This window comes from Brevundimonas sp. NPDC055812 (assembly GCF_053616535.1).
The window spans coordinates 237,901-258,015 of sequence record NZ_JBSHDX010000001.1; the positions used below are offsets into that span (position 1 = coordinate 237,901).

19 protein-coding genes are annotated in these 20,115 nt (G+C 69.6%); 5 read left to right on the top strand and 14 right to left on the bottom strand.

The features are described from left to right. Positions 1-113: 113 nt before the first annotated feature. From ACWGL1_RS01205 to ACWGL1_RS01215, 3 genes are all read right to left on the bottom strand, one after another. On the bottom strand, positions 114-440 hold the full coding sequence (locus ACWGL1_RS01205; protein ID WP_291777687.1) for a hypothetical protein: 327 nt from the start codon (positions 438-440) through the stop codon (positions 114-116). Next, positions 385-861 (bottom strand): hypothetical protein, encoded by a 477-nt coding sequence (locus tag ACWGL1_RS01210; protein ID WP_291777683.1) that lies wholly within the window; start codon positions 859-861, stop codon positions 385-387. Before ACWGL1_RS01210 ends, ACWGL1_RS01205 begins: the two co-directional genes overlap by 56 nt. A gap of 101 nt (positions 862-962) precedes the next feature. Further along, positions 963-1,457, bottom strand: a complete 495-nt coding sequence (locus tag ACWGL1_RS01215) for a helix-turn-helix domain-containing protein (protein ID WP_312220047.1) — start codon at positions 1,455-1,457, stop codon at positions 963-965. 179 nt (positions 1,458-1,636) lie between these two features. On the opposite strand from ACWGL1_RS01215, the gene ACWGL1_RS01220 reads away from it, so the two are divergent. Next, on the top strand, positions 1,637-2,428 hold the full coding sequence (locus ACWGL1_RS01220; RefSeq protein ID WP_452110946.1) for a prepilin peptidase: 792 nt from the start codon (positions 1,637-1,639) through the stop codon (positions 2,426-2,428). On the opposite strand, the gene ACWGL1_RS01225 is transcribed toward ACWGL1_RS01220, so the two are convergent. Continuing rightward, positions 2,425-3,318, bottom strand: a complete 894-nt coding sequence (locus tag ACWGL1_RS01225; RefSeq protein ID WP_338576594.1) for a hypothetical protein — start codon at positions 3,316-3,318, stop codon at positions 2,425-2,427. The genes ACWGL1_RS01220 and ACWGL1_RS01225 overlap by 4 nt on opposite strands. A 303-nt stretch (positions 3,319-3,621) precedes the next feature. On the opposite strand from ACWGL1_RS01225, the gene ACWGL1_RS01230 reads away from it, so the two are divergent. After that, complete coding sequence (locus ACWGL1_RS01230; protein ID WP_291778398.1) at positions 3,622-4,182, top strand: OmpA family protein; 561 nt, start codon at positions 3,622-3,624, stop codon at positions 4,180-4,182. A gap of 103 nt (positions 4,183-4,285) precedes the next feature. On the opposite strand, the gene ACWGL1_RS01235 is transcribed toward ACWGL1_RS01230, so the two are convergent. From ACWGL1_RS01235 to ACWGL1_RS01250, 4 genes are read right to left on the bottom strand one after another with little or no spacing between them, the layout of a single operon-like run. Further along, entirely contained in the window at positions 4,286-4,771 is a 486-nt protein-coding gene (locus ACWGL1_RS01235; protein ID WP_338576597.1) for a DUF411 domain-containing protein, read from the bottom strand. Positions 4,772-4,773: 2 nt separating this feature from the next. Further along, entirely contained in the window at positions 4,774-4,971 is a 198-nt protein-coding gene (locus tag ACWGL1_RS01240) for a heavy-metal-associated domain-containing protein (protein ID WP_338576599.1), read from the bottom strand. A gap of 60 nt (positions 4,972-5,031) precedes the next feature. Beyond that, positions 5,032-5,451: a Cu(I)-responsive transcriptional regulator gene (gene cueR / locus ACWGL1_RS01245; RefSeq protein WP_338576601.1), complete on the bottom strand. Its 420-nt coding sequence runs from the start codon at positions 5,449-5,451 to the stop codon at positions 5,032-5,034. Next, positions 5,451-7,946: a heavy metal translocating P-type ATPase gene (locus ACWGL1_RS01250; protein WP_452110947.1), complete on the bottom strand. Its 2,496-nt coding sequence runs from the start codon at positions 7,944-7,946 to the stop codon at positions 5,451-5,453. The genes cueR and ACWGL1_RS01250 overlap by 1 nt, the downstream gene beginning before the upstream one ends. Positions 7,947-8,131: 185 nt before the next feature. Here ACWGL1_RS01250 and ACWGL1_RS01255 point away from each other — a divergent pair, with 185 nt between their 5' ends. Next, on the top strand, positions 8,132-9,283 hold the full coding sequence (locus ACWGL1_RS01255; protein ID WP_452110948.1) for an amidohydrolase: 1,152 nt from the start codon (positions 8,132-8,134) through the stop codon (positions 9,281-9,283). 168 nt (positions 9,284-9,451) lie between these two features. Here the strand turns inward: ACWGL1_RS01255 and ACWGL1_RS01260 are convergent, their stop codons facing one another. Genes ACWGL1_RS01260 through ACWGL1_RS01285 form a run of 6 tightly spaced genes read right to left on the bottom strand, consistent with a single transcriptional unit; the run spans position 9,452 to position 17,895 of the window. After that, a complete protein-coding gene (locus ACWGL1_RS01260) occupies positions 9,452-10,222 on the bottom strand; it encodes a 2,3-dihydro-2,3-dihydroxybenzoate dehydrogenase (protein ID WP_452110949.1) in 771 nt (256 codons plus the stop codon). Then, on the bottom strand, positions 10,219-14,109 hold the full coding sequence (locus ACWGL1_RS01265) for an amino acid adenylation domain-containing protein (RefSeq protein WP_452110950.1): 3,891 nt from the start codon (positions 14,107-14,109) through the stop codon (positions 10,219-10,221). Before ACWGL1_RS01265 ends, ACWGL1_RS01260 begins: the two co-directional genes overlap by 4 nt. Positions 14,110-14,118: 9 nt before the next feature. Beyond that, entirely contained in the window at positions 14,119-14,382 is a 264-nt protein-coding gene (locus ACWGL1_RS01270) for a phosphopantetheine-binding protein (protein ID WP_452110951.1), read from the bottom strand. Next, positions 14,379-15,026 (bottom strand): isochorismatase family protein, encoded by a 648-nt coding sequence (locus ACWGL1_RS01275; protein WP_452110952.1) that lies wholly within the window; start codon positions 15,024-15,026, stop codon positions 14,379-14,381. The genes ACWGL1_RS01270 and ACWGL1_RS01275 overlap by 4 nt, the downstream gene beginning before the upstream one ends. Beyond that, entirely contained in the window at positions 15,023-16,651 is a 1,629-nt protein-coding gene (locus tag ACWGL1_RS01280) for a (2,3-dihydroxybenzoyl)adenylate synthase (RefSeq protein WP_452110953.1), read from the bottom strand. The genes ACWGL1_RS01275 and ACWGL1_RS01280 overlap by 4 nt, the downstream gene beginning before the upstream one ends. Next, positions 16,648-17,895 (bottom strand): isochorismate synthase, encoded by a 1,248-nt coding sequence (locus ACWGL1_RS01285; RefSeq protein WP_452110954.1) that lies wholly within the window; start codon positions 17,893-17,895, stop codon positions 16,648-16,650. The genes ACWGL1_RS01280 and ACWGL1_RS01285 overlap by 4 nt, the downstream gene beginning before the upstream one ends. A gap of 140 nt (positions 17,896-18,035) precedes the next feature. On the opposite strand from ACWGL1_RS01285, the gene ACWGL1_RS01290 reads away from it, so the two are divergent. Next, complete coding sequence (locus ACWGL1_RS01290) at positions 18,036-18,713, top strand: response regulator (protein WP_452110955.1); 678 nt, start codon at positions 18,036-18,038, stop codon at positions 18,711-18,713. Next, complete coding sequence (locus ACWGL1_RS01295) at positions 18,691-20,097, top strand: sensor histidine kinase (protein WP_452110956.1); 1,407 nt, start codon at positions 18,691-18,693, stop codon at positions 20,095-20,097. The genes ACWGL1_RS01290 and ACWGL1_RS01295 overlap by 23 nt, the downstream gene beginning before the upstream one ends. Positions 20,098-20,115 lie beyond the last annotated feature (18 nt).

The window sequence follows — 20,115 nt, forward strand, 5'->3', positions numbered from 1 at the left end:
GGAAAAACCGCTTGGCGGAGCGACGGCGCAAGGCTTCGTCGCGGACTGTCAGCGGATGTAACAGTCAAGCCGGGGCGGAGAAACCCCGCTCACGGATCATCAGACGATGACTTTCACGCCCGCCCCGCCAGAGGGCCCGAGGCGCGCGGCGCGAAGCTGTGCTCCACCCGGCTGCGGTGCGGGTCCACGTCGTTGCGGACCGCGCCGCCGACTCGGCAGAGCTGTTCCAGGCCCCGCCCCCCGCCGGCCTCGTGCGAGACGATGAGGTCCAGCAACCGCTCGGCTTCCTCCAGAGTCTCGGGCCGCTGATCCAGCAGCCAGGCCTCGACCGCGTTCAGGTCGGCGGTCAGGCCGCCGCTCTGCACCGACGCCTCGACGGCGCGCTTATTCCATTGCCGCAGCAGCGCCCGCGCCGCCTCCATCGACCATTTTCGAGCCATGACGCCCCCCCAGGGCGTAGCGCCGGTCAGCCTCGACCTCCCAGACGCCAAAGAATGCCGTCACGCTGATGAGCGCCCACACCGCCCACATCAGCGTGAAGTAAGCCCAGGCCAGGCGCTGATGCGCGAGGAAGGGCGCGAGATGTCCCAGCGTCCCGATCAGCTGGAAGCCGGCGATCGCCACGATCCACCAGCGCCCGCCGCGCTCGGCCAACAGCCAGAGGCTGATGAAGAAGAGGACATCGACCATGAAGATGCCCGCGTAGACGCCGTTCCAGTTCAGGTCGTAGGCGAAGTGGGACAACATCGGAGCCGCGATCATGGCCAGCGTCGCCAATCGATCCGCCCCGCGTCCGCGCCACAACAGAAGCGGAAAGGCGATGGCGTTGGCCGCCAGCAGAATGATCTGGACAGGATGCATCAGACGCTCTCGCGTCGTGCGTTTCGCGACGTAACGATCCCGCTGCGCATACGATCAGTTCTAACCTTGATGAATCATGCGTCGCTCCGCCGTCAAAGACGTCATCGCAGACGGTCGATCGACTCCAGGACGGGATTGATCAGGCCGGCGCCGACGAGGGCGATCACGATCCAGGCCAGCGCCCAGAGCAGGATCAACCACAGTACGGAGCCGCCCAGCTTGCGGGGGCGACGCCACTCGTTCAGCGCGGCATAGCGCCGATAGAGCACGCCCCCCGGCGCCTTCCCATCCTCAAGAGGCTTGATCGCCGCCTCGGTGACGCCCCTATCTGCCGTGATCGGCGCAGGCGGCGACATTGTGATTGATTCCCCTGAGTAATGATCACTCAGCAGCCGAGACGCTTGTATACGATTGGAAACGCCCAGCTTTTCATAGGCCCGATGCAGGTGGTTCTGGACCGTTCGGGGCGAGAGGCTCAATTGCTGCGCGATCTCCTTGTCGCCCAGGCGCAGGGCGGCCAGGCGCAGAATCTCACGTTCGCGCGGGGTCAGGCTGTCGATGAGCGCAGGACTTTTCACAGGGATGTGACTATCCATGTGACGGGCCTAGCGTCCAGCCCTCGTTTGCCTGGGTCGTCGTTCCGAAGGGAGTGTCGCCGCCGCGCGACACAACCGTAGCGGGGCCGACACTCGACGTGAACTCAGGCATTTTGATTGCGCCGCCTCGCCCCGGCGGCGCAATAGGACGTTCATTCAAGGCGGGGGATGTCGAACGCATGATGCTGGCGCTTCTGATGGGCGGTCTGGGCCTGATCGTGGGCAGTTTTCTGGGTCTTGTCAGCCTGCGCCTGCCGCGCGGCGAAGGCGTCATGCTCGGGCGGTCGCGGTGCGGGGGATGCGGTCGCCCGCTGAAGCCCTGGCGGATGGTTCCCGTCGTCAGCTGGGCGCTGTCACGCGGCAAATGCAGCGACTGCGGCGCCGTCATCCCTGTGCGCTATCCCTTGATCGAACTGGCGGCCGGCGCAGTGGGCGCATGGGCCGCCCTGTGCTTTCCGGACCCGGCGCACGCCCTGGCGACGGCGGTCCTGGGCTGGCAGCTTCTGTTGATCGCCGTGATCGACGCCGAGCACTTCTGGCTGCCCGACGCCCTGACGCTGCCGCTGTTTCTCAGCGGCCTGTTCGCCGCCGTAGCGCTGGACCCGGCGAACGTCCAGAGCGGGCTGCAATGGTCGCTGGTCGGGCCGCTGACGGCGCCCTTGATCGGTGCGGCCGTCGGCTTCGGCGGCCTGTGGCTTCTGGCCTTCCTTTACAGACGCGTGCGCGGTCGGGACGGCCTGGGCGGCGGAGATCCGTTCCTGCTGGGCGCCATCGGCGCCTGGGTCGGTTGGGCGGGCCTGCCCAGCGTGCTGCTGTGGGCCTCGGCGGCCGGCTTCGCCGTCGTGGCGGCCAAGCTTGTGCTGCGCCGTCCCGTGACGTCCGCCGATCGCCTGCCGTTCGGCATCTTCCTGGCCGTCGGGGCGTGGATGACCTGGCTCTACGGCCCGCTGGGCCTGGGCGCTCTCGGCTAGAGCGACAGCAGGTCGGACCAGCGCCAGCGACCGCCGCCCAGAGCCACGCGCGGCGCGCCCGGCTGGTCGCTGAGCGTCAGCAACACATAGCCGTTGACCGTCTCGGCCTTGCAGGCGCGGGACGAGAAGCCGACCGTCACGGCGATAGCCTGACGCACGCCGGCCAGACCCTTGCCCTCCTCGCCGGGGCTTTGCAGCCAGTCGCCGTTCCACATCAGGATGGCGCGGCCCGAGGCGCCGGAGGTGCGATAAGCCTGACCGATGGCGGCGTTGATGCGGGCGTCGTTGCGCAGGGCGTCCTGGATGCGCTTGACCATGTCGCAGCCCTGGCCCGAACCGCCGCCTATTCCCGAGCCCGAGCCGCCGCCGCTGCCGCCGCCCACGCCGGCTCCCGCCCCTCCGCCGCCGCCCGCGCCCTGGCCGGCGGTCAGAGCGCCGCTCAGGGCGCCGTCGCCCAGCAGGACGAAGGAGACGCTCGGCTCGGGCGCCGAGATCGGCAAAGGCTCCACCTGCGTCTGAGGCGGCGTCGGGCGACTGGGCCGGGGGGTCGGCGCCGTCGGAGCCGCGCGGGCCTTCTCGGGCGTCTTGGCGGGAACGGCGGGAGGGACCGGAGCCGGAGGCGCGGGAGCGGGTTCCGGCTTCGGCGCGGGCGCAGGCTCGGAGCCGCCCGCCGGCGCGTCCCCCGGCGCGGGCTCTGAAGGCGGCGGAGGCGGCGGAGGGTCGACCAGCATCACCTCCACCACAGGCGGAACAGGCGCTTGCGGCGGACGTTCGACCGGCGCGGCCCAGATGATCGCCAGCACCAGGCCATGCGCGACCAGACTGGCGAGGACCGGCCCGGCCTTGTTTCGTCCGGCCTTGTTTCGATTACGGCGAAGCCCGGTCTTCACCCCCAGGCCCTCCTGGCCTTGCAGTTACGGGGAGACGGAAACACCCAGGCTTTCAATAGACGCTCCTCGCCCTTTTACAGTCAGAGTCCACCACCAGAGAGCGTCAGGAAGATGGCGCCTTCAAGCCAGAGCTGTATTCCCCAGAACAGCAAGAACGCCGATTATTGAAATTTTTTTACAGTCAAGCTGAACCTTTTCACTTCTTCGCGCGTCTTTGCTCCGCCGTTTTGCAACCGACACCGGTGCGGCGCGTAACATCCCCCGGAGTTGGGCCGGGCACGAAGGAGACTTGATTTGATCAAATTGGCATCTAGGACCGCTCTCGTCGGCGCTGTCGCCGTTCTCGGCATCGCCGTCAGCGGCTGCGCCAGCCACCGGTTCGTCCGCGACAACGTCCAAGTCGTGAACGAACGTGTCGACGGCGTCGACGCCCACCTGACCCAGGTCGAAGGCACGGCGGGCGAAGCCCTGGCCCGCGCCAACGCCGCGCATAAACTGGCCCAAGGCAAGTTCTTGTACGAAGTCGTTCTGTCGGACGATTCCGTGAAGTTCCCGGTCAACCACACCGAGCTGTCCCCCGAAGCCGAGCAGCGCCTGGCCGAACTGGTCCAGCGCCTGCGCGCCGAAAACGCCAACGTCTATCTGGAGATCCAGGGTCACACCGACTCGACGGGCAACGACCAGATCAACGAGCGTCTGGGCCAGGAACGCGCCGAGGCCGTTCGTCGCTTCCTGAGCGACCAGGGCATCGCCCTGAACCGCATGGCGACCATTTCCTACGGCTCCACCAAGCCGGTGGCGCCGAACAACACCCGTGAAGGCCGCGCGCAAAACCGCCGCGTCGCCATCATGGTTCTGGCCTAACGGCTGACGGCTTTCGTTCCGGCCTCCTGCCCCGGCCGGAACGAGAAACGGCGGCGTCCCGCAAGGGGCGCCGCCGTCATCGTTTTTCATCTCGAGATCGGCATCAGGCCGGATCAGCCCCCACGAAGGTCATGAAGCGCGTCGGCGCGCCCGCGCCGAAGCTCATGACGTCATAAGGTTCGGGCGCATGACCGGGCGCCTCCATGCCCGGCGAGCCGGTGGGCATGCCGCCCACGCCGACGCCGCGCGCCTCGCCGGGGGTCTTCAGGAAGGCCCTCACGGCCGTCGCCGGGACGTGGCCCTCGACGATCTTGCCGTCGATCACGGCCGTATGACAGCTCCACAGCGACTGCGGCACGTTCAACTGCTGCTTGATGGGGGCGAGGTCATCCGTGGGGACCACGCGCACCCGGTAGCCCGAGCGCCGCATATGCTCGACCCAGCCGCCGCAGCAGCCGCAGGCGTCGCTCTTGTAGACGGTCATCTCGGCCGCCTCGGCGGGCCTGACCGCCCCCTCGGCCAGGACAAAGCCGCCGCCGACGACCGCGGCTCCGAGGGCTATCGCCGCCAGCTTTACAGACATCTTCATCTTCAGTGCTCCTGCACGGGATAGCCGGCCGCCGCCAGGGCGTCGGCGAGGGCTTGCCGGGGCGCCGTCGTCTCGACCTCGACCCGGCGCGCCGGGACGTCGGCTGTAAGCGCGGCCGCCGGATCGACGGACAGGACGGCCTTTTCCACGGAGGCGACGCAGCCGCCGCAGCGGATTTTCGGAATGTTCAGCGAGATCATGATGATGCTCCCTTTCTTGATACGCGACAGTTCATCCGACCCCTTGCCGCCGTGGCAGGGTCAAGCGTTTCCGGCGTGAACGCCCTGCGGCCGATCGCCCGCCAGATCGGACAGAATGGGGCAGTCGGGCCGCTCGTCGCCTGCGCAGCAATGGGCCAGATGGCGCAGGGTGTCGGCCATCTCGCGCATTTCACGGATGCGGGCGTCCAGGTCGGCCAGGTGCTTTTCGGCCATCGCCTTGACCTCGCGGCTGGGGCGGGCGTCGTCGCGCCACAGGGACAGAAGGCGGCTGATCTCCTCGATCGAAAAACCCAGCCCGCGCGCCCGACGGATGAAGCGCAGGTCGTTCACGTCGCGGTCGCTGAAATCGCGATAATTGCCCTCGGTGCGGTCCGCCGGGCGGATCAGGCCCTGCGCCTCATAATAGCGGATCATCTTGGCCGAGACGCCGGTCGCCTGGGCCGCCTTGCCGATGTTCATCACGCGGCTCCCTTCATGCTGCCGGTGTTGATGTGGGGTTTGAAGGTCTTCAGGCGCAGGGCGTTCAGCACCACGCTGACGCTGGACAGCGCCATCGCCCCCGCCGCCAGCATGGGCGACAGCATCAGGCCGAAAACCGGATACAGCACCCCCGCCGCCACCGGGATCAGCAGGACGTTATAGCCGAAGGCCCAGGCCAGGTTCTGACGGATGTTGCCCATGGTCGCCCGCGACAGGCCGATGGCGCTGACCGCGCCGCGCAGATCGCCGCCGGTCAGGACCACGTCCGCGCTCTCGATCGCCACGTCCGAGCCGCCGCCGACCGCCAGGCCCACGTCCGCCGCCGCCAGAGCCGGGGCGTCGTTCACGCCGTCGCCGACGAAGGCGACCCTGCGCCCGCCCTTCTTCAGCTCTTCGATCACGGCCACCTTGCCGTCCGGCATGACCTCGGCATGGACTTCATCAATGCCCAGACGACGCGCCACGGCGGCGGCGGTGCGGCGATTGTCGCCGCTGATGACCGCGACCTTCAGCCCGAGGTCGTGCAGGGCGCGGATGGCCTCAGCCGTCGTCGGCTTGACCGGGTCGGCCACGGCGATGATGGCGGCCAGTCGCCCGTCCACAGCGGCGTAGAGCGGCGTCTTGCCCTCGTCGCCCAGACGGGCCGCCGCCTCGGCGAACACGGCCACGTCGCAGCCCAGCTCGGCCATGTAGCGGTCGGCGCCGACGGCGACGCGCGCCCCGTCGACCAGACCCGTCACCCCCTTGCCGGGGATGGAGGCGAAGTCCAGCGGCCGGGCCACCGTCACGCCGCGCGCCTCGGCCGCCGCGACCAGGGCGCGGGCCACCGGATGCTCGGAGCGGATCTCCAGCGCCGCGACCTGAGCCAGCACCGTCGCCTCGTCAAAGCCCTCGGCCGTGACCAGATCGGTCAGCGTCGGCCTGCCCTCGGTCAGGGTGCCGGTCTTGTCGAAGGCGACGACGTCCACGCCCTGCAGGGCCTGAAGCGCCTCGCCCTTGCGGAACAGCACGCCCAGCTCGGCCGCACGCCCCACGCCCACCATGATGGAGGTCGGCGTCGCCAGACCCATGGCGCACGGACAGGCGATGATCAGCACGGCCACGGTCGCGACCAGCGCCATCCCCATCGCCGGATCGGGCCCGAACAGGAACCACACCACGAAGGTCAGGGCGGCGATGGCCATGACGGCGGGCACGAACCAGCCGGTCACCTTGTCCACCAGCGCCTGGATCGGCAGCTTGGCCCCTTGCGCGGCCTCGACCATCTTGACGATCTGGGCCAGCACGGTCTGAGCGCCGACCTGACGCGCCTCGAAGCGGAAGGCGCCCGTGGTGTTCAGCGTGCCGCCCGTGACATCGGCCCCGGCCGTCTTCTCGACCGGGATCGGCTCGCCCGTCAGCATGGATTCGTCGACGAAAGAGGCGCCGTCCGTAACCACGCCATCGACCGGAACCCGCTCGCCGGGGCGCACCACGACCACGTCGCCGACCTTGACCGCATCGACGGCCACGTCCTGCTCGACGCCGTCGCGCACCACGCGGGCGGTCTTGGCCTGCAGCGACATCAGGCGACGGATCGCCTGACCCGTTCGGCCCTTGGCCCGCGCCTCGATCCAGCGCCCGACCAGGATCAGGGTGACGATCACCGCCGCCGCTTCGAAATAGATGTTGGCCGTGCCTTCAGGCAGCCACTGCGGCGCGAAGGTCGCCACCGTCGAGAAGGCCCAGGCCGCCGTCGCGCCCAGCACGACGAGGGAGTTCATATCCGGCGCCCAGCGCAGCAGGGCGGGCACGCCCTTGCGGTAGAAGATGATCCCCGGCACGAACAGCACGAAGGTCGCCAGCACGAAGCTGATGACTTTCCAGTTGAAGGCGCCGATGGTCTCGCCGATCCAGTGGTGCATCCCCGGCACGAAGTGCGAGCCCATCTCCAGCACGAACAGCGGCAGGGTCGCCGCGCCCGCGATCAGCACCGCGCGGGCCAGCTTCCTGATCTCGGCGTCGCGGGCGGCCTGTTCGCGGTCGCTGGCGTCCGGCCCGGCGTCCTCGGGCGCCTCCAGAACATAACCGGCCTGTTCGACGGCGGCGGCCAGATCCTGGAAGGTCGTTGCTCCCGACAGGAAGCGCACCGTCGCCCGCTCGGTCGCCAGATTGACGCTGGCCGACAGCACGCCCGGCACGGCGGACAGGGCATTTTCGACGCGGCCGACACAGGAGGCGCAGGTCATCTCCCGCACGGGATAGACGACCTCCTCCTCCATCGGCTCATAGCCCGCGCTCTTGATGGCGGCGGCGACGGCGGCGGCGGAACCCTCCGACGACAGCGACACCTGCGCCCGTTCGGCGGCCAGATTGACCTGCGCCTGCGTCACGCCCGGTACGGCGCGGATAGCCTTTTCAACCCGCCCCACGCAGCTGGCGCAGGTCATGCCCAGCACGGGCAGATCCAGTGTTTTCAAGCCTTCGGCGGCCATGGCGTCGTCCTCGCAAATCCTTGACGACGACACCTCTAAACCTTCCCATCAAGGGAAGGTCAAGCGCCCGCCGTTGACGGTTGTCGGACGCCCGCGCTCTCGCGCCCGGATGCGGCTATGTCGTTTGAAGAGGGGTGGTGATAGCTTGCCGCCCTCCCCTTTTCCGACGGATGCGTGAGCCCCTTATGACGCCCCTGCCCGCCCTCGCCGCCCTGGCCCCCGAAATGACCGCCTGGCGCCGGGACATCCACGCCCACCCGGAACTGTCCGGTCAGGAATCTCGCACCGCGAAACTGGTGTTCGACGTGCTGGAAGGGCTTGGCCTGAAGCCCGAGGGCGGCGTCGGCGGCGAAGGCGTGGTCGCCGTCGTTGAAGGGCGCGAGCCCGGCCCGTCGATCGGCCTGCGCGCCGACATGGACGCCCTGCCCATGAACGACGACAGCAACGTCCCCCACGCCTCGACAAAGCCCGGCGTCTCGCACGCCTGCGGCCACGACGGCCATACGGCGACCCTGCTGGGCGTGGCGCGCCATCTGGCCGCCAACCCGCCTGCGCGCGGGCGCGTGGTGCTGATCTTCCAACCGGCGGAAGAGACGGGCCTGGGCGCCGTCGCCATGATCGAAGACGGCCTGTTCGACCGCTATCCGTGCGACGAGGTCTACGGCTACCACAACATGCCGCTGCTGCCGCTGGGCGAGGCGGCGGTCCACACCGGCCCGACCATGAACGGCTATAAGGTGTGGGAGATCGACATTCAGGGCGTCGGCGGCCACGGCGCCGCCCCGCACAAGACCAAAGACCCCGTTCAGGCCGCCGTGCGCGTGGCCTCGGAAATCTCGTCCATCGTCGGCCGTCATGTCGATCCGATGGAGCCCGCCCTGATCACCGTGACCAAGCTTCAGGCCGGATCGTCGCACAACGTCGTGCCGCACGAAGCCAGTCTGGCGGGCACCCTGCGCGCCACCTCATCCGACGTGATCGAGACGATGTGGCAGAAGCTTCAGGACATCTGCGCGGGCGTCGGCGTCATGACCGGCTGCACGGTCACGGTGCGCGAGACGGCGGGCGTGCCGCCCGTCTTCAACGCCGCCGCTCAGGCCGATGTGGCGGCTGCGGCGGCAGGCGGCGTGTTCGGCGCGGACAAGGTGCATCGCGACCTGAAGCCGTACCCGTTCACCGACGACTTCGCCTATATGTTGCAGATCGCGCCGGGGGCCTATTTCTTCGTCGGACAGGGCGGGACGATGGTCCACCAGACCGCCTATGACTTCAACGACGACCTGCTGCCCAACGTGGCCTCGGTCTTCGCCCGGATCGTCGAAGCGAAGCTGTCCTGAAGGTTGAAATCACGCTGAGTTTTCACACGCGTCATCCTCGCCCTTGTGGCGAGGATCCAGAGCCTCGACGGCGCTGAGTAGGCGGAGCGCTTAAAAGGCTTCGGCAACGTGTCTGGATCCTCGCCACAAGGGCGAGGATGACGGGCGAAGCAAGCGCGAACGGCGGGATCAGGCGCGCAGCGTGGCCCCGCCGTCGACGTAGAGATCCGTCATGGTGATGTGGGCGGCGCGGTCGGACAGCAGGAAGACCACCGCCTCGGCGATGTCTTCCGGCGTCGCCAGCTTCTGCAGCGGAATGCCCGCCTTGAACGTCTCGGGAGAGCCGGCGATCACGCGGGCGGCGCCGTCCTCGTCGGCCCACATTCCGGTCTGCATCGGCGTCAGGGTCGAGCCGGGGGCGACGATGTTGCAGCGGACGCCCTTCGGCCCAAGCTCCAGCCCCAGACAGCGGGTGAACATGGTCGCCGCCGCCTTGGACGCGGCATAAGCCGCCATCGCATGGCGCGGCACGCCCGCCGCGTTGGAGCTGACGGTGACGAAGGCGCCCTTGCCTCTTTCGCCCATCCGGCGCGACGCCGCGCGGCCCAGATGGAAGACCCCGTCCGTATTGACGGCGAAGACGCGGCGCCATTCGGCGTCGGACGTCTGATCCACCGTCACATTGGACAGGACGCCCGCCACGCTGGCCACCAAGTCGATCGGGCCGTCCTCGGCCTCGATGCGGGCGAACAGGGCCTCGACCGCCGCGCCGTCGGACACGTCCAGCGGCTCGACGCGCACGCCGTTCAGGAACGCCAGCCCCGACAGGGCGGTGGACGGCAGGTCGGTCGCGACCACGCGCGCGCCCTCCTCGACCAGAAGGCGCACCACGGCGGCGCCGATGCCGCCGCCCGCGCCCGTGACCAGGGCCAGACGGCCGGACAGTCCGCTGTCTCTCATCGTGTCATATCCTCTGCGGCGGTCATGCGGGCGTCCAGCGCCGGGGCGATCAGGGCCGTCGCCGCCGGGCCGGTCAGTTGCGGGTGCAGGAAGGGAACCTCGACCACGTCCAGTTCGGCGGCGTAAGCGCGCCAAAGGCCGGGCGTCAGGTCGCGATCCTTGTGATCCAGCGCCGCGCGGACGTGGGTGGTGCGGCCGCCGAAGGGCTTGTGATGGTGTTCACGCACCAGACGGTTGGTGTCGAGCACCACGCGGATCACCCCGTCCAGCGCCGCCTCGGGCAGGCCGCCCAGAGCGCTGTCGCCCGCCTTCAGGAAGGCGACAATGGCCGCGCGGCTGCGCAGTTCGGGATACTGGGTCGGGTCGTATCCGGCGATGGCCAGAAGGGCGCGCATGGCGTCGACCGGATCCGGGTCAGGCTCGGCGCGCCAGCACTCGGCCGGATAGGAGTCCAGCATGGCCATCAGCCCGACCTTGACCCCGCGCCGCTCCAGCTCGACCGCCGCCGCCTGGGCGATGATGCCGCCGACGGACCAGCCCGCGATATGCACCGGACCGGGCGCGCCCAAGGCCAGAATGTGATCGACATAGGCTGACGCCAGCGCGTCGATTCCGTCCGGCAGGGCGTTAGCCGGGTCCAGCGCGGGCGACTGCACGCCCCACACCGTGCGGCGCGGCGATAGGGCGCGCGCCAGGGTGCGATAGCCCCACGACAGCCCCCCCGCCGGGTGGATCAGGAACAACGGCGGCAAGGCCGGATCGCCCTCGGCCAGACGGATCAGCACGCCCAGCCCGTTGTCGAAGTCCAGCGCCTCCGCGTCGATCAGGGCAGCCAGTTCGGCCACACGCGGCCGGTCGAACAGGGCGCCAAGCCCCGGATCGCGCCCCAGCCGCTCGCGGATCAGCATCATCAGATGCACGGCCAGAAGGGAGTCGCCGCCCAGGGTGAAGAAGTCGTCGTCGGCGCCCGCAGGTTCGGCCCGGCCCAGCGTCTCGGCGAACAGTTCGGCGATGACCTTCTCGGTCGGCGTCTCGGCCGCCCGGCCTGCTGCGGCCTCGAACACCGGGGCGGGCAGCGACTTGCGGTCCAGCTTGCCGTTGGAGGTCGTCGGCAGGGCGTCCAGCGCCACGATGGCGGCGGGGACCATGTAATCAGGCAGGCGCGCGGCCAGCTTCGCCTTCAGGGCGGCGGGATTGTAGCCCTCAGCCGGGACCAGATAGGCGACCAGACGGCGCTCTCCCGGCCGGTCTTCGCGCGCCAGCACCACCGTCTCACGCGCCAGACCGCTGGCGATGACGGCGGCTTCGATCTCGCCCAGTTCGATGCGCAGGCCGCGGATCTTCACCTGATGGTCGCTGCGGCCCAGATAGACGACGGCTCCGTCCGCCCGCCTGCGCGCCACGTCGCCGGTGCGATACAGGCACTGGCCCGGATGGTGCGGGTCGGAGATGAAGCGGTCCTCGGTCAGGTCGGGCCGGTTCAGATAGCCGCGCGCCAGTTGCACCCCGCCCAGATGCAGATGACCGCCCATGCCGGGCGCCACGGGGCGCAGTCGCTCGTCCAGAATGACCAGCCGCGTGTTCCACACCGGCCAGCCGATCGGCATGGGCCGAGACGTATCATCCGGCCCGGCGGCCCAATAGCTGACGTCCACCGCCGCCTCGGTCGGGCCGTAGAGGTTGTGCAGTTCGGCGCTCACCGTCTGGTGGAACCGGTCGCGCAGTTCGGCGGGCAGCTCCTCGCCGCTGCAAAAGACGTGGGCGATCGCGATGCCCTTGGCCGCCGGATCGGCCAGAAAGGCCGACAGCATGGAAGGGACGAAGTGCAGGTCGGTGATCGCATGGCGGCGGATCAACCCGGCGATGGCCGCCGGATCGCGGTGCGCGCCGGGCGGCGCCACGACCAGTTCGCCGCCAGAAATCAGGGCGAGGAAGAACTCCCACACCGAGACATCGAAGGTGGCGGGCGTCTTCTGCAGGATGCGGGTCTGAGCGCCGACGCCGTATTCGGCCTGCATCCACAGCAGGCGGTTGACGATGGCGCGATGCTCGACCAGCACCCCCTTGGGATCGCCGGTCGACCCCGAGGTGTAGATGACATAGGCGGCGTCCTCGCCCGCCTGATCGACGACCGGCGACGCGCCGTCCAGCGGCCAGTCGGCGGGCGTCAGCATGGCCTCGCCGAAGGCGCCGCCGATGTCTTCATGGGCCAGGACGACGCTCGGCCCGGCGGCGCGGACGATGGCGGCGATGCGCTCGGCCGGATGCTCCAGATCGAGCGGCAGATAGGCGCCGCCTGCGCGCAAGGTCGCGACCAGCGCGATGACCAGCTCCAGCGAACGCGGCAGGGCGACGGCGACGAGCCTCTCGCGCCCCACGCCGCGCGCCGCCAGCGCCGAGGCCAACACCGCTGTGCGGCGGTCCAGCTCGGCGTAGGTCAGGGTCTGCTCGCCGAAGGTCAGGGCCGGGGCGTCCGGCGTCGCCTTCATCGCCGCCTCCAGCAGGGCGGTCAGCGTCGTGTCGGGGACCGAGTGGGCGGTGGCGTTGAAGGCTTCGAGTTCGCGCGCGGCCTCGCCCGGCGTGGCGATGGGAACCTCGCCCAGCGTCTCGGCGTCCAGCGCGTTCGTCAGGAAGGCAGCCAGACGCTCTGCGTGGGCGGCGGCCTCCTCCAGCGTATAGAGGTCGGGGTTGGCGTCGACCTCCAGCGTCAGGGCTGGGGCGGCGTCGCCGCGGAAGGTGAAGCTGATGTCGTCCACCGGGCCGGTGCCCAGCACCTTCAGCGTCGTGTCCAGCCCCGTAAAACGCGGCGGCAGGTCGAACGGCAGGACGTTGACCAGCGGCCCGTACAGGCGCCGCGCCCCGCCGATCAGGCCCAGGTCGCGCCGCAGCTGCTCGCTGCGGTAACGGCCGTGGCGGCGGGTCTTGATCAGGGCCTTGGAGGCGAGGATCAACTGCTCATCCAGCGGCGCGTCCTCGTCCAGCGTCAGGCGCAGCGGCGGGACGTTCATGATCATGGCGGGCGTGCGCGCCGAGGCGCTGCCCATGCGGCCCATCCACGGCACGCCGATCACCGCCTCTTCCGCGCCCGAGAAGCGGCGGACATAGGCGGCGCCGATGGCGGTCAACACGTCGGGCCAGGACAGGCGCCCGGCATCGGCGCGGGCGCGCAGACGGGCCGTGACCTGCGGCGGCAGGGCGCGCTCGATGCGGTGGAAACGGTGGGCGGTCGTGGCCTTGCCGGGCGCCAGAGAGGCGACCTCGGGCGCGTCGCCCATGACCTCGCGCCAGTAAGCGGCGTCGGCCGTGCGCTTGTCCGAGGCGCGATAGGCGGCGTCTTCCTCCCACACCTTGGCGATGGGGTTGTACGCCGGACCCGGCGCCGGGCCGCCGCGCGCGGCGTTGTAGAGCTCGGCTGTGCGGTTGGTCAGCAGGGCCATGCCGAAGCCGTCGGTGGCCAAATGGTGAACGCGCAGGCTCCACAGGAAGCGTTGCGGCCCCATGCGGAACAGGATGTTGGCGGCCAGCGGGTCGCGCGTCGGGTCGAGCGGCGTCTCGTGATCGCGGCGCATGGCGGCCATGGCCTCGGCGACCGGGTCGGCGGCGGCGGAGACGTCGACGATCTGCAACAGCGGCCGATGGGTCGGGTCGAGGGTCTGGAACACCTCGCCGCCTCGCTCGACGAAACGCAGCGACAGGGCCTCGGCTTCGGCGGCGGTCCGATCGACAGCGGCGCGGAAGGCCTCGACGTCCAGATCGCCCCGGATGTCGAGATAGTGGGCCGTGTTGAAGATCGGATTGGCCGGGTCCAGCCTCTGGGCGAACCACAGGCCGGATTGGGCTTCCGTCAGCGGGTGTTCCAGCACCGCCGCCATGCGTCCGTCGTCCATGATGTCAGGTCAGGCGTCGTGACCGGCGGCGCGCAGGCGCGCCTGAACCACGCTCCACCAGCCCGCGAGCGTGGTGTGTTCGGCCAGTTCGCTGAACTCCAGCGGCACGGCCTCGCTCCACGCCAGCGACAGGTTGAGGGCGCGTAAGGAGTCGACGCCCAGATCCATCAGATTGTCGTCGTCCAGGATGGAGTCCGGCGTTTCATGCAGCACGGCGGCGACATCGGCGCGCATCCGCTCCAGCGACAGGTCCTGCGGGGTCAGCTTGGTCATGTCAGTCGTTCCAGAACGCGCGCCGTCGAAAGGGCCACGGCGCAGGTGTCGGCGGCCCAGGCCACCGCGCCCATATGCTTGTCGCGCGAGAAGTCGCCAAGCGCATCGGCGACGAAGAAGGGTTCGATGTCCCGCTGAAACGCCTCGGCCGCCGTCAGCTGACAGCCGATGTGGGCGTAGACGCCGCAGACGATCAACTGGTCCCGCCCCCGCACGCGCATCAGCGTCTCCAGGTTGCTGCGCTGGAAGGCGCTGTAGCGGTGCTTGACAAGGGGAAAGTCGCCAGCCGCCGGGGCCAGTTCGGGCAGGATGTCTTCATGCTCGGGCATACGGCTCATCCCCGGCCCCCACAGGTCGGCCTGAAGGCCACGGTCGCGGCGATCCTGATCGCCATGCTGGGCGGTGTAGAAGACGGGAACGCCCGCCGCCCGCGCCGCCGCGATCAGGCGGGCGATGTTGGCGATCAGGCCGGGCAGAGGCTCGGCGCCCGGCGCATAGGGACGCATGAAATAGCGCTGCATGTCGTGGACCAGCAGGGCGGCGCGATCGCGCTGCAACGTCCACTGGGCGCGCGAGACGGGGATCTCCGCCTCGGTCGGCAGGGCGTAGGCCGGGACGGTCGGCAGACCTTTGGAGACGCTCACGCCTTGCCCTCTTCTTCCAGAATGCGCTGACGAAGCGCCGCGCGCAGTTCGCGGCGGCTGACCTTGCCCACGGCGGTCACGGCGAAGTCGTCGACGAAGACGATCTGGTCCGGCACCTTGAAGTCGGCGATGTCGCGCTTGCGCATCCAGGCCTTCAACTCGACGCCGCGCGGCGCGGCGCCGTCGGGGATGACGAAGGCGCAGATGCGCTCGCCCAGATAGTCGTCCGGCACCGACACCACGGCGGCGTCGAACACGGCCGGGTGGGCCAGCAGGTGATCCTCGACCTCCTCGGCCGAGATCTTCTCGCCCGCGCGGTTGATGTGGTCGGTGGCCCGGCCCATGACCACGAGGTAGCCCTCGGGCGTGCGGCGCACCACGTCGCCGGTGCGATAGAAGCCGTCGTCGGTGAAGGACCGCGCATTGGCCGCCGGTTCGTTGTGATAGGCCCGGATCGTATAGGGCCCGCGCGTCAGCAGATTGCCCGGCTCGCCCTCGGCCACGGGCGCGCCCGCCTCATCGACGATCAGGATTTCGTCGTCGGGGCTGATGGGGCGCCCCTGCGTCTCCACGATCAGGCTCTCGGGGTCGTCCAGCCGGGTGTAGTTGACCAGCCCCTCGGCCATGCCGAACACCTGTTGCAGGGTGCAGTCCAGTTCAGCGCGCACACGACGCGCCGCCTCGGGCAGGAACTTTGCGCCGCCGACCAGCAGCACCTGAAGGCTGGACAGGTCGTGCGCCTTCCGGGCCGCCGCCTGCATCCACAGCAGGGCCAGAGGCGGCACCAGTCCGGTGATCGTCACGCCCTCGCGCTCAATCAGGGGGAAGCAGACGTCCGGCGACGGCGACGGCGCCATCACGACGGTCGCCCCGACATAGAGGGCGCCCAGATAGCCCGGCGAGCTCATGGGGAAGTTATGCGCGGCGGGTAGGGCCGTCAGGTAGACGCTCTCCGGCTCCAGCCCCGAGATGTCGGCGCTTTCGCGCACGCTGTAGAGATAGTCGTCGTGGGTGCGCGGGATCAGCTTGGACAGGCCGGTCGAGCCGCCCGAAATCTGCAGGAAGGCCACGTCGGACGGATCGGCGTCGTCCGTCGGCAGGGCGGCCGGATCGGCGCGGAAGCCGTCGAAGGATGCGAACTCCTCGGCCTCGCCCACCACGACCACATGGCGCAGGTCCGGAACCTCGGCCTGAACGGCGCGGGCCAGGGCGCGATAGTCGAAGCCTTCATGCCGGTCGGCCACGACATAGGCGGCGGCTTCCGAACGTTTCAGGAAGTGAACGATCTCGGTCGAGCGGTGCGCGGGCAGCGCATAGACGGGGATCAGCTTCGCCCGGAACAGGCCGAAGATCACGCTGAGGAACTCGGGCAGGTTCGGCAGTTGCACCACCACCCGGTCGCCGGGCTTCAGCCCCAGCGCCAGGAAACCGGCGGCGGCGGTCTCGGCCTTTTGCAGCAGTTCGCCATAGGTCCAGCGCTGGTCCATGCCGACCACGGCGACGGCGTCAGGCTGCGCCTCCGCCCGGCTGCGCAGCAGTTGGGAGAATGTCTCGCCGCGCCAATAGCCCTTGGCCCGATAATGCGCCGCCATGTCGTCCGGCCAGACCTGTTGCAGGGGAATCATACGCTCGCCTCATCCACGCCCAGGGCGCGCAGAACGGCCTGGAACTTACCCGACGTCTCGTCCGCCTCGGCGGCGGGATCGGAGCCTTCGACAATGCCCGCCCCGGCATAGAGACGCGCCTGATCGCCGCACGTCTCGGCGCAGCGCAGCGAGACGTACCACGCGCCGTCGCCAAAGGCGTTGGTCCAGCCCACGGCCCCGGCATAGAAGCCCCGGTCATAGCCTTCAAGCGCGTGGATCATCTCGGCCGCCTGATCGCGCGGCGAGCCGCAGACGGCGGGCGTCGGATGCAGCAGGGCGGCCAGTTCCGCGGCGGAGGTTTCGTCGGGGCGATGCAGCCGTCCCTCGATGCGGGTGCCCAGGTGCCACATGGTCCGGGTCGAGACGAGCGCCGGGCCCGGCGGCGCGCGCAGGTCGCTGCAGTAAGGCGCCAGCAGGTCCATGATGGCCTCGACCACCAGGGCGTGCTCGCGGCGGTCCTTGTCCGAGGCCAGCAGGCCTTGCGCCGCCGCCTCGTCCTGCACCACGTCGGTGCTGCGACGGGCCGATCCGGCCAGAGGATGAGAGAAGACGGCCGGGCCGCGCTTGGACGCCAGCAGTTCGGGCGTGGCGCCGACCAGACGGCGCATGGCCCCGCCCTGCCCTTCACCGAGCGGCGTCAGGAAGCGCGCGGCGGTCGGGTCGGCCTTCAGGTCGCGCCACAGGGCGAAGGGGTCGATCGCGCCGTCGCCCTGAACCTTCAGGCTGCGCGACAGCACCACCTTGTCGACCGGCTCAGCGCCGCCCTGCGAGGCGCGCATGGCTTCAAGCGCCTGCATCACCGCCGCCTCATAGGCCGCGCGCGACGGCTCGGGCGTGAGGGCGCGGATCGAGGGGTGCGACGCGCTTGAGGTCATGTCCCAGATGCGGTTGGCGGCGCGCTCGGGCAGGAACAGGCAGTCGTCGGCGCTGCGGTCAAACGGCAGGGCGCCGACCAGCAGGCGCGGCGACGGCTCATCGGTTTCCGGGACGACCGGCAGGTCAGCGAAGAAACGGCGCACGCGCGCGCCCAGCGTCGCCGCCGGCCCCGGCGTCAGGCGCTGCTTCAGACCCGTGGTGAAGAGCCGCAGCTCGGGCGTGGTCAGTCCAAAAGCCCAGTCCATGTCGTCCTTCGGCGCGGCGGCCTCATGCCGTTCGGATGCGCCGCCGCCGATCTGAACCGACAGATCGGGCGCGCCCCAGAATTCCGCTACTCTCGACTCCATGCTGATCCCTGCTGCACTCAAGCTGTTGCATATCATTCGCAACAACCGGCCTATAGCGGAGCAACCTTCGCGTTGTCTTGCGGCGAGATTAATTCCAAGCCGGTCTGGTCGTTTCGCCGCAGAGGTTTAGAAGGGCGCTCATGCGAATGCTTGTCATTGACGATGATGCCCGAACCCGCGCCTTCGTGGCCGAAGGCCTGCGCCAGCAGGGGCATACCGTCGATGAGGCGGGCGACGGCGAAGCCGGTCTGCACATGGCGATGGAGGGCGACTACGACGCCATCGTCGCCGACCGCATGATGCCCGGCCTGCCCGGTCTGGAAGCGGTCCAGGCCATGCGCGCGGGCGGGCTGAAGACGCCGGTGCTGATGCTGACGGCGCTGGGGTCAGTCGACGACCGGGTGGCGGGGCTGAACGCGGGCGCCGACGACTATCTGGTCAAGCCCTTCGCCTTCAGCGAACTGAGCGCGCGTCTTCAGGCGCTGGTGCGCCGCCCCCCGCTGGCCGAGGCGACGACGCGGCATCGGGTGGCCGATCTGGAGGTCGACGTGGCCGCGCACCGGGCGACCCGCGCGGGCAAGCCGCTGGACCTGACACCGCACGAGTTCAAGCTGCTGGAGCGGCTGGCCCGCAACGCCGGTCATGCGGTGACGCGCACCATGCTGCTGGAAAGCCTGTGGGGCTTCCACTTCGACCCGCGCGCCAATCTGATCGACGCCCACATCAGCCGCCTGCGGGCCAAGGTGGATCGCGGCTTCGATCAGGAGCTGATCCACACCATCCGGGGGGTGGGCTATGTCCTCAAGGCCCCGGACTGAGCCGAAACGCCCCTCCGTCTGGTCCACGGCCAGCCTGCGCTACGCCGCCGCCTTCTCGGCCCTGTTCGGCCTGGGCGCGGCGGTGATGATCGCGGGCGTGGACTATGGGCTGATGCGCTTCGCCGAGGCCGAGGTCCGCGACGGGCTGAACCACCAGATGGACGTCATGCGCGCCGACGCCAACCGGCACGGCACGGCCCAGCTGGTGCAGGAGCTGAACGCCGAGGCCCGCAACCGCGACGCCCGGCGCTATCTACTGCTGGTCGAGGCGCCGGACGGCAGCACCTTCTCCAATGGTCTGACGCGGCTGGCGGTCAATGAGACCGGCTTCCGCCGCAACCTGCCCAACAAGGCGCGCCCCGCCCGCTGGCCCGACCAGACGCCGAACATGCTGGCGCTGAGCGCGCGGGCCTCCGACGGCGGCCTGCTGGCGGTCGGGCGCGATATCCAGCACCTGGACGAACTGCGCGGCGGCATCCGCCGCTATGCCCTGATGAGCGGGATCGCCCTGATCCTGCTGGCCCTGGCCGGCGGCTGGTTCGCAGGACGGCTGTTCCTGCGACGGCTGGAGGACGTCAATCAGGCGGTCGGACGCATCATCGCCGGACAGGATTCGGCCCGCCTGCCCGCCGTCGGCCTGGGGCGCGAGTTCAACGAGCTGTCGGCCAACCTCAACCGGATGCTGGACCGGCAGGAGGCGGCGTTGACGACGCTGAAGACCCTGTCCGAAGGCGTGGCCCACGAACTACGCGCGCCGCTGAACCGGGTCCGCAATCGGCTGGAAGACCTGGCCGCCAATCTGGACGACGCCCAGGCGCGCGAGGCCGCAGTCGAGCGCGCGCTGGAGGAGACGGACCAGGTCAGCGCCCTGTTCGAGGCCCTGCTGACCCTGGCGCGGATCGAGAGCGGCGACGCCGCCCTGAAGACCGAACGCTTGGATCTCGCGGCGCTGACCGGCGCCGTGGCCGACATCTACAGCCCCTTCGTCGAAGAGGCGGGCGGGCGGCTGACCGTCGGCCTCGCCCCTACAGGAACGGTCGAGGCCGACCCTGCTCTTATCCAACAGGCCCTGGCCAATCTGATCGAGAACGGCGTCTTCCACGGCGGCGGGCGGATCGAGGTCTCGACGTCCAGCGAAGGCGGCCGGGCGGTCGTCCGCGTCGCCGATCAGGGGGCCGGCGTGCCGGAAGCCGAACGCGAGAAGATCCTGCGCCGCTTCTATCGCCTTGATCAGGGGGAGACCGGCCATGCCTCGGGCGCGGGGCTGGGACTGGCCATGGTGGCGGCGGTGGCGCGGGCGCACGGCGGCGAACTGCGGCTGGACGACAACCGGCCCGGACTGGCGGTGGAGCTGTCGCTGCCGGTAACAATGGCCAAGCCCTAGTTGCAATTCGTTCTCAAT

Excerpts from the sequence above, each read along its gene's own strand:
- ACWGL1_RS01285 (WP_452110954.1), bottom strand. The coding sequence starts at position 17,895 with ATGGAGTCGAGAGTAGCGGAATTCTGGGGCGCGCCCGATCTGTCGGTT.
- ACWGL1_RS01215 (WP_312220047.1), bottom strand. The coding sequence starts at position 1,457 with ATGGATAGTCACATCCCTGTGAAAAGTCCTGCGCTCATCGACAGCCTG.
- ACWGL1_RS01270 (WP_452110951.1), bottom strand. The coding sequence starts at position 14,382 with ATGACCAAGCTGACCCCGCAGGACCTGTCGCTGGAGCGGATGCGCGCC.
- ACWGL1_RS01260 (WP_452110949.1), bottom strand. The coding sequence starts at position 10,222 with ATGAGAGACAGCGGACTGTCCGGCCGTCTGGCCCTGGTCACGGGCGCG.
- ACWGL1_RS01235 (WP_338576597.1), bottom strand. The coding sequence starts at position 4,771 with ATGAAGATGTCTGTAAAGCTGGCGGCGATAGCCCTCGGAGCCGCGGTC.
- ACWGL1_RS01250 (WP_452110947.1), bottom strand. The coding sequence starts at position 7,946 with ATGGCCGCCGAAGGCTTGAAAACACTGGATCTGCCCGTGCTGGGCATG.
- cueR (WP_338576601.1), bottom strand. The coding sequence starts at position 5,451 with ATGAACATCGGCAAGGCGGCCCAGGCGACCGGCGTCTCGGCCAAGATG.
- ACWGL1_RS01210 (WP_291777683.1), bottom strand. The coding sequence starts at position 861 with ATGCATCCTGTCCAGATCATTCTGCTGGCGGCCAACGCCATCGCCTTT.
- ACWGL1_RS01240 (WP_338576599.1), bottom strand. The coding sequence starts at position 4,971 with ATGATCTCGCTGAACATTCCGAAAATCCGCTGCGGCGGCTGCGTCGCC.
- ACWGL1_RS01295 (WP_452110956.1), top strand. The coding sequence starts at position 18,691 with ATGTCCTCAAGGCCCCGGACTGAGCCGAAACGCCCCTCCGTCTGGTCC.
- ACWGL1_RS01255 (WP_452110948.1), top strand. The coding sequence starts at position 8,132 with ATGACGCCCCTGCCCGCCCTCGCCGCCCTGGCCCCCGAAATGACCGCC.
- ACWGL1_RS01205 (WP_291777687.1), bottom strand. The coding sequence starts at position 440 with ATGGCTCGAAAATGGTCGATGGAGGCGGCGCGGGCGCTGCTGCGGCAA.
- ACWGL1_RS01220 (WP_452110946.1), top strand. The coding sequence starts at position 1,637 with ATGATGCTGGCGCTTCTGATGGGCGGTCTGGGCCTGATCGTGGGCAGT.
- ACWGL1_RS01265 (WP_452110950.1), bottom strand. The coding sequence starts at position 14,109 with ATGGACGACGGACGCATGGCGGCGGTGCTGGAACACCCGCTGACGGAA.
- ACWGL1_RS01290 (WP_452110955.1), top strand. The coding sequence starts at position 18,036 with ATGCGAATGCTTGTCATTGACGATGATGCCCGAACCCGCGCCTTCGTG.
- ACWGL1_RS01280 (WP_452110953.1), bottom strand. The coding sequence starts at position 16,651 with ATGATTCCCCTGCAACAGGTCTGGCCGGACGACATGGCGGCGCATTAT.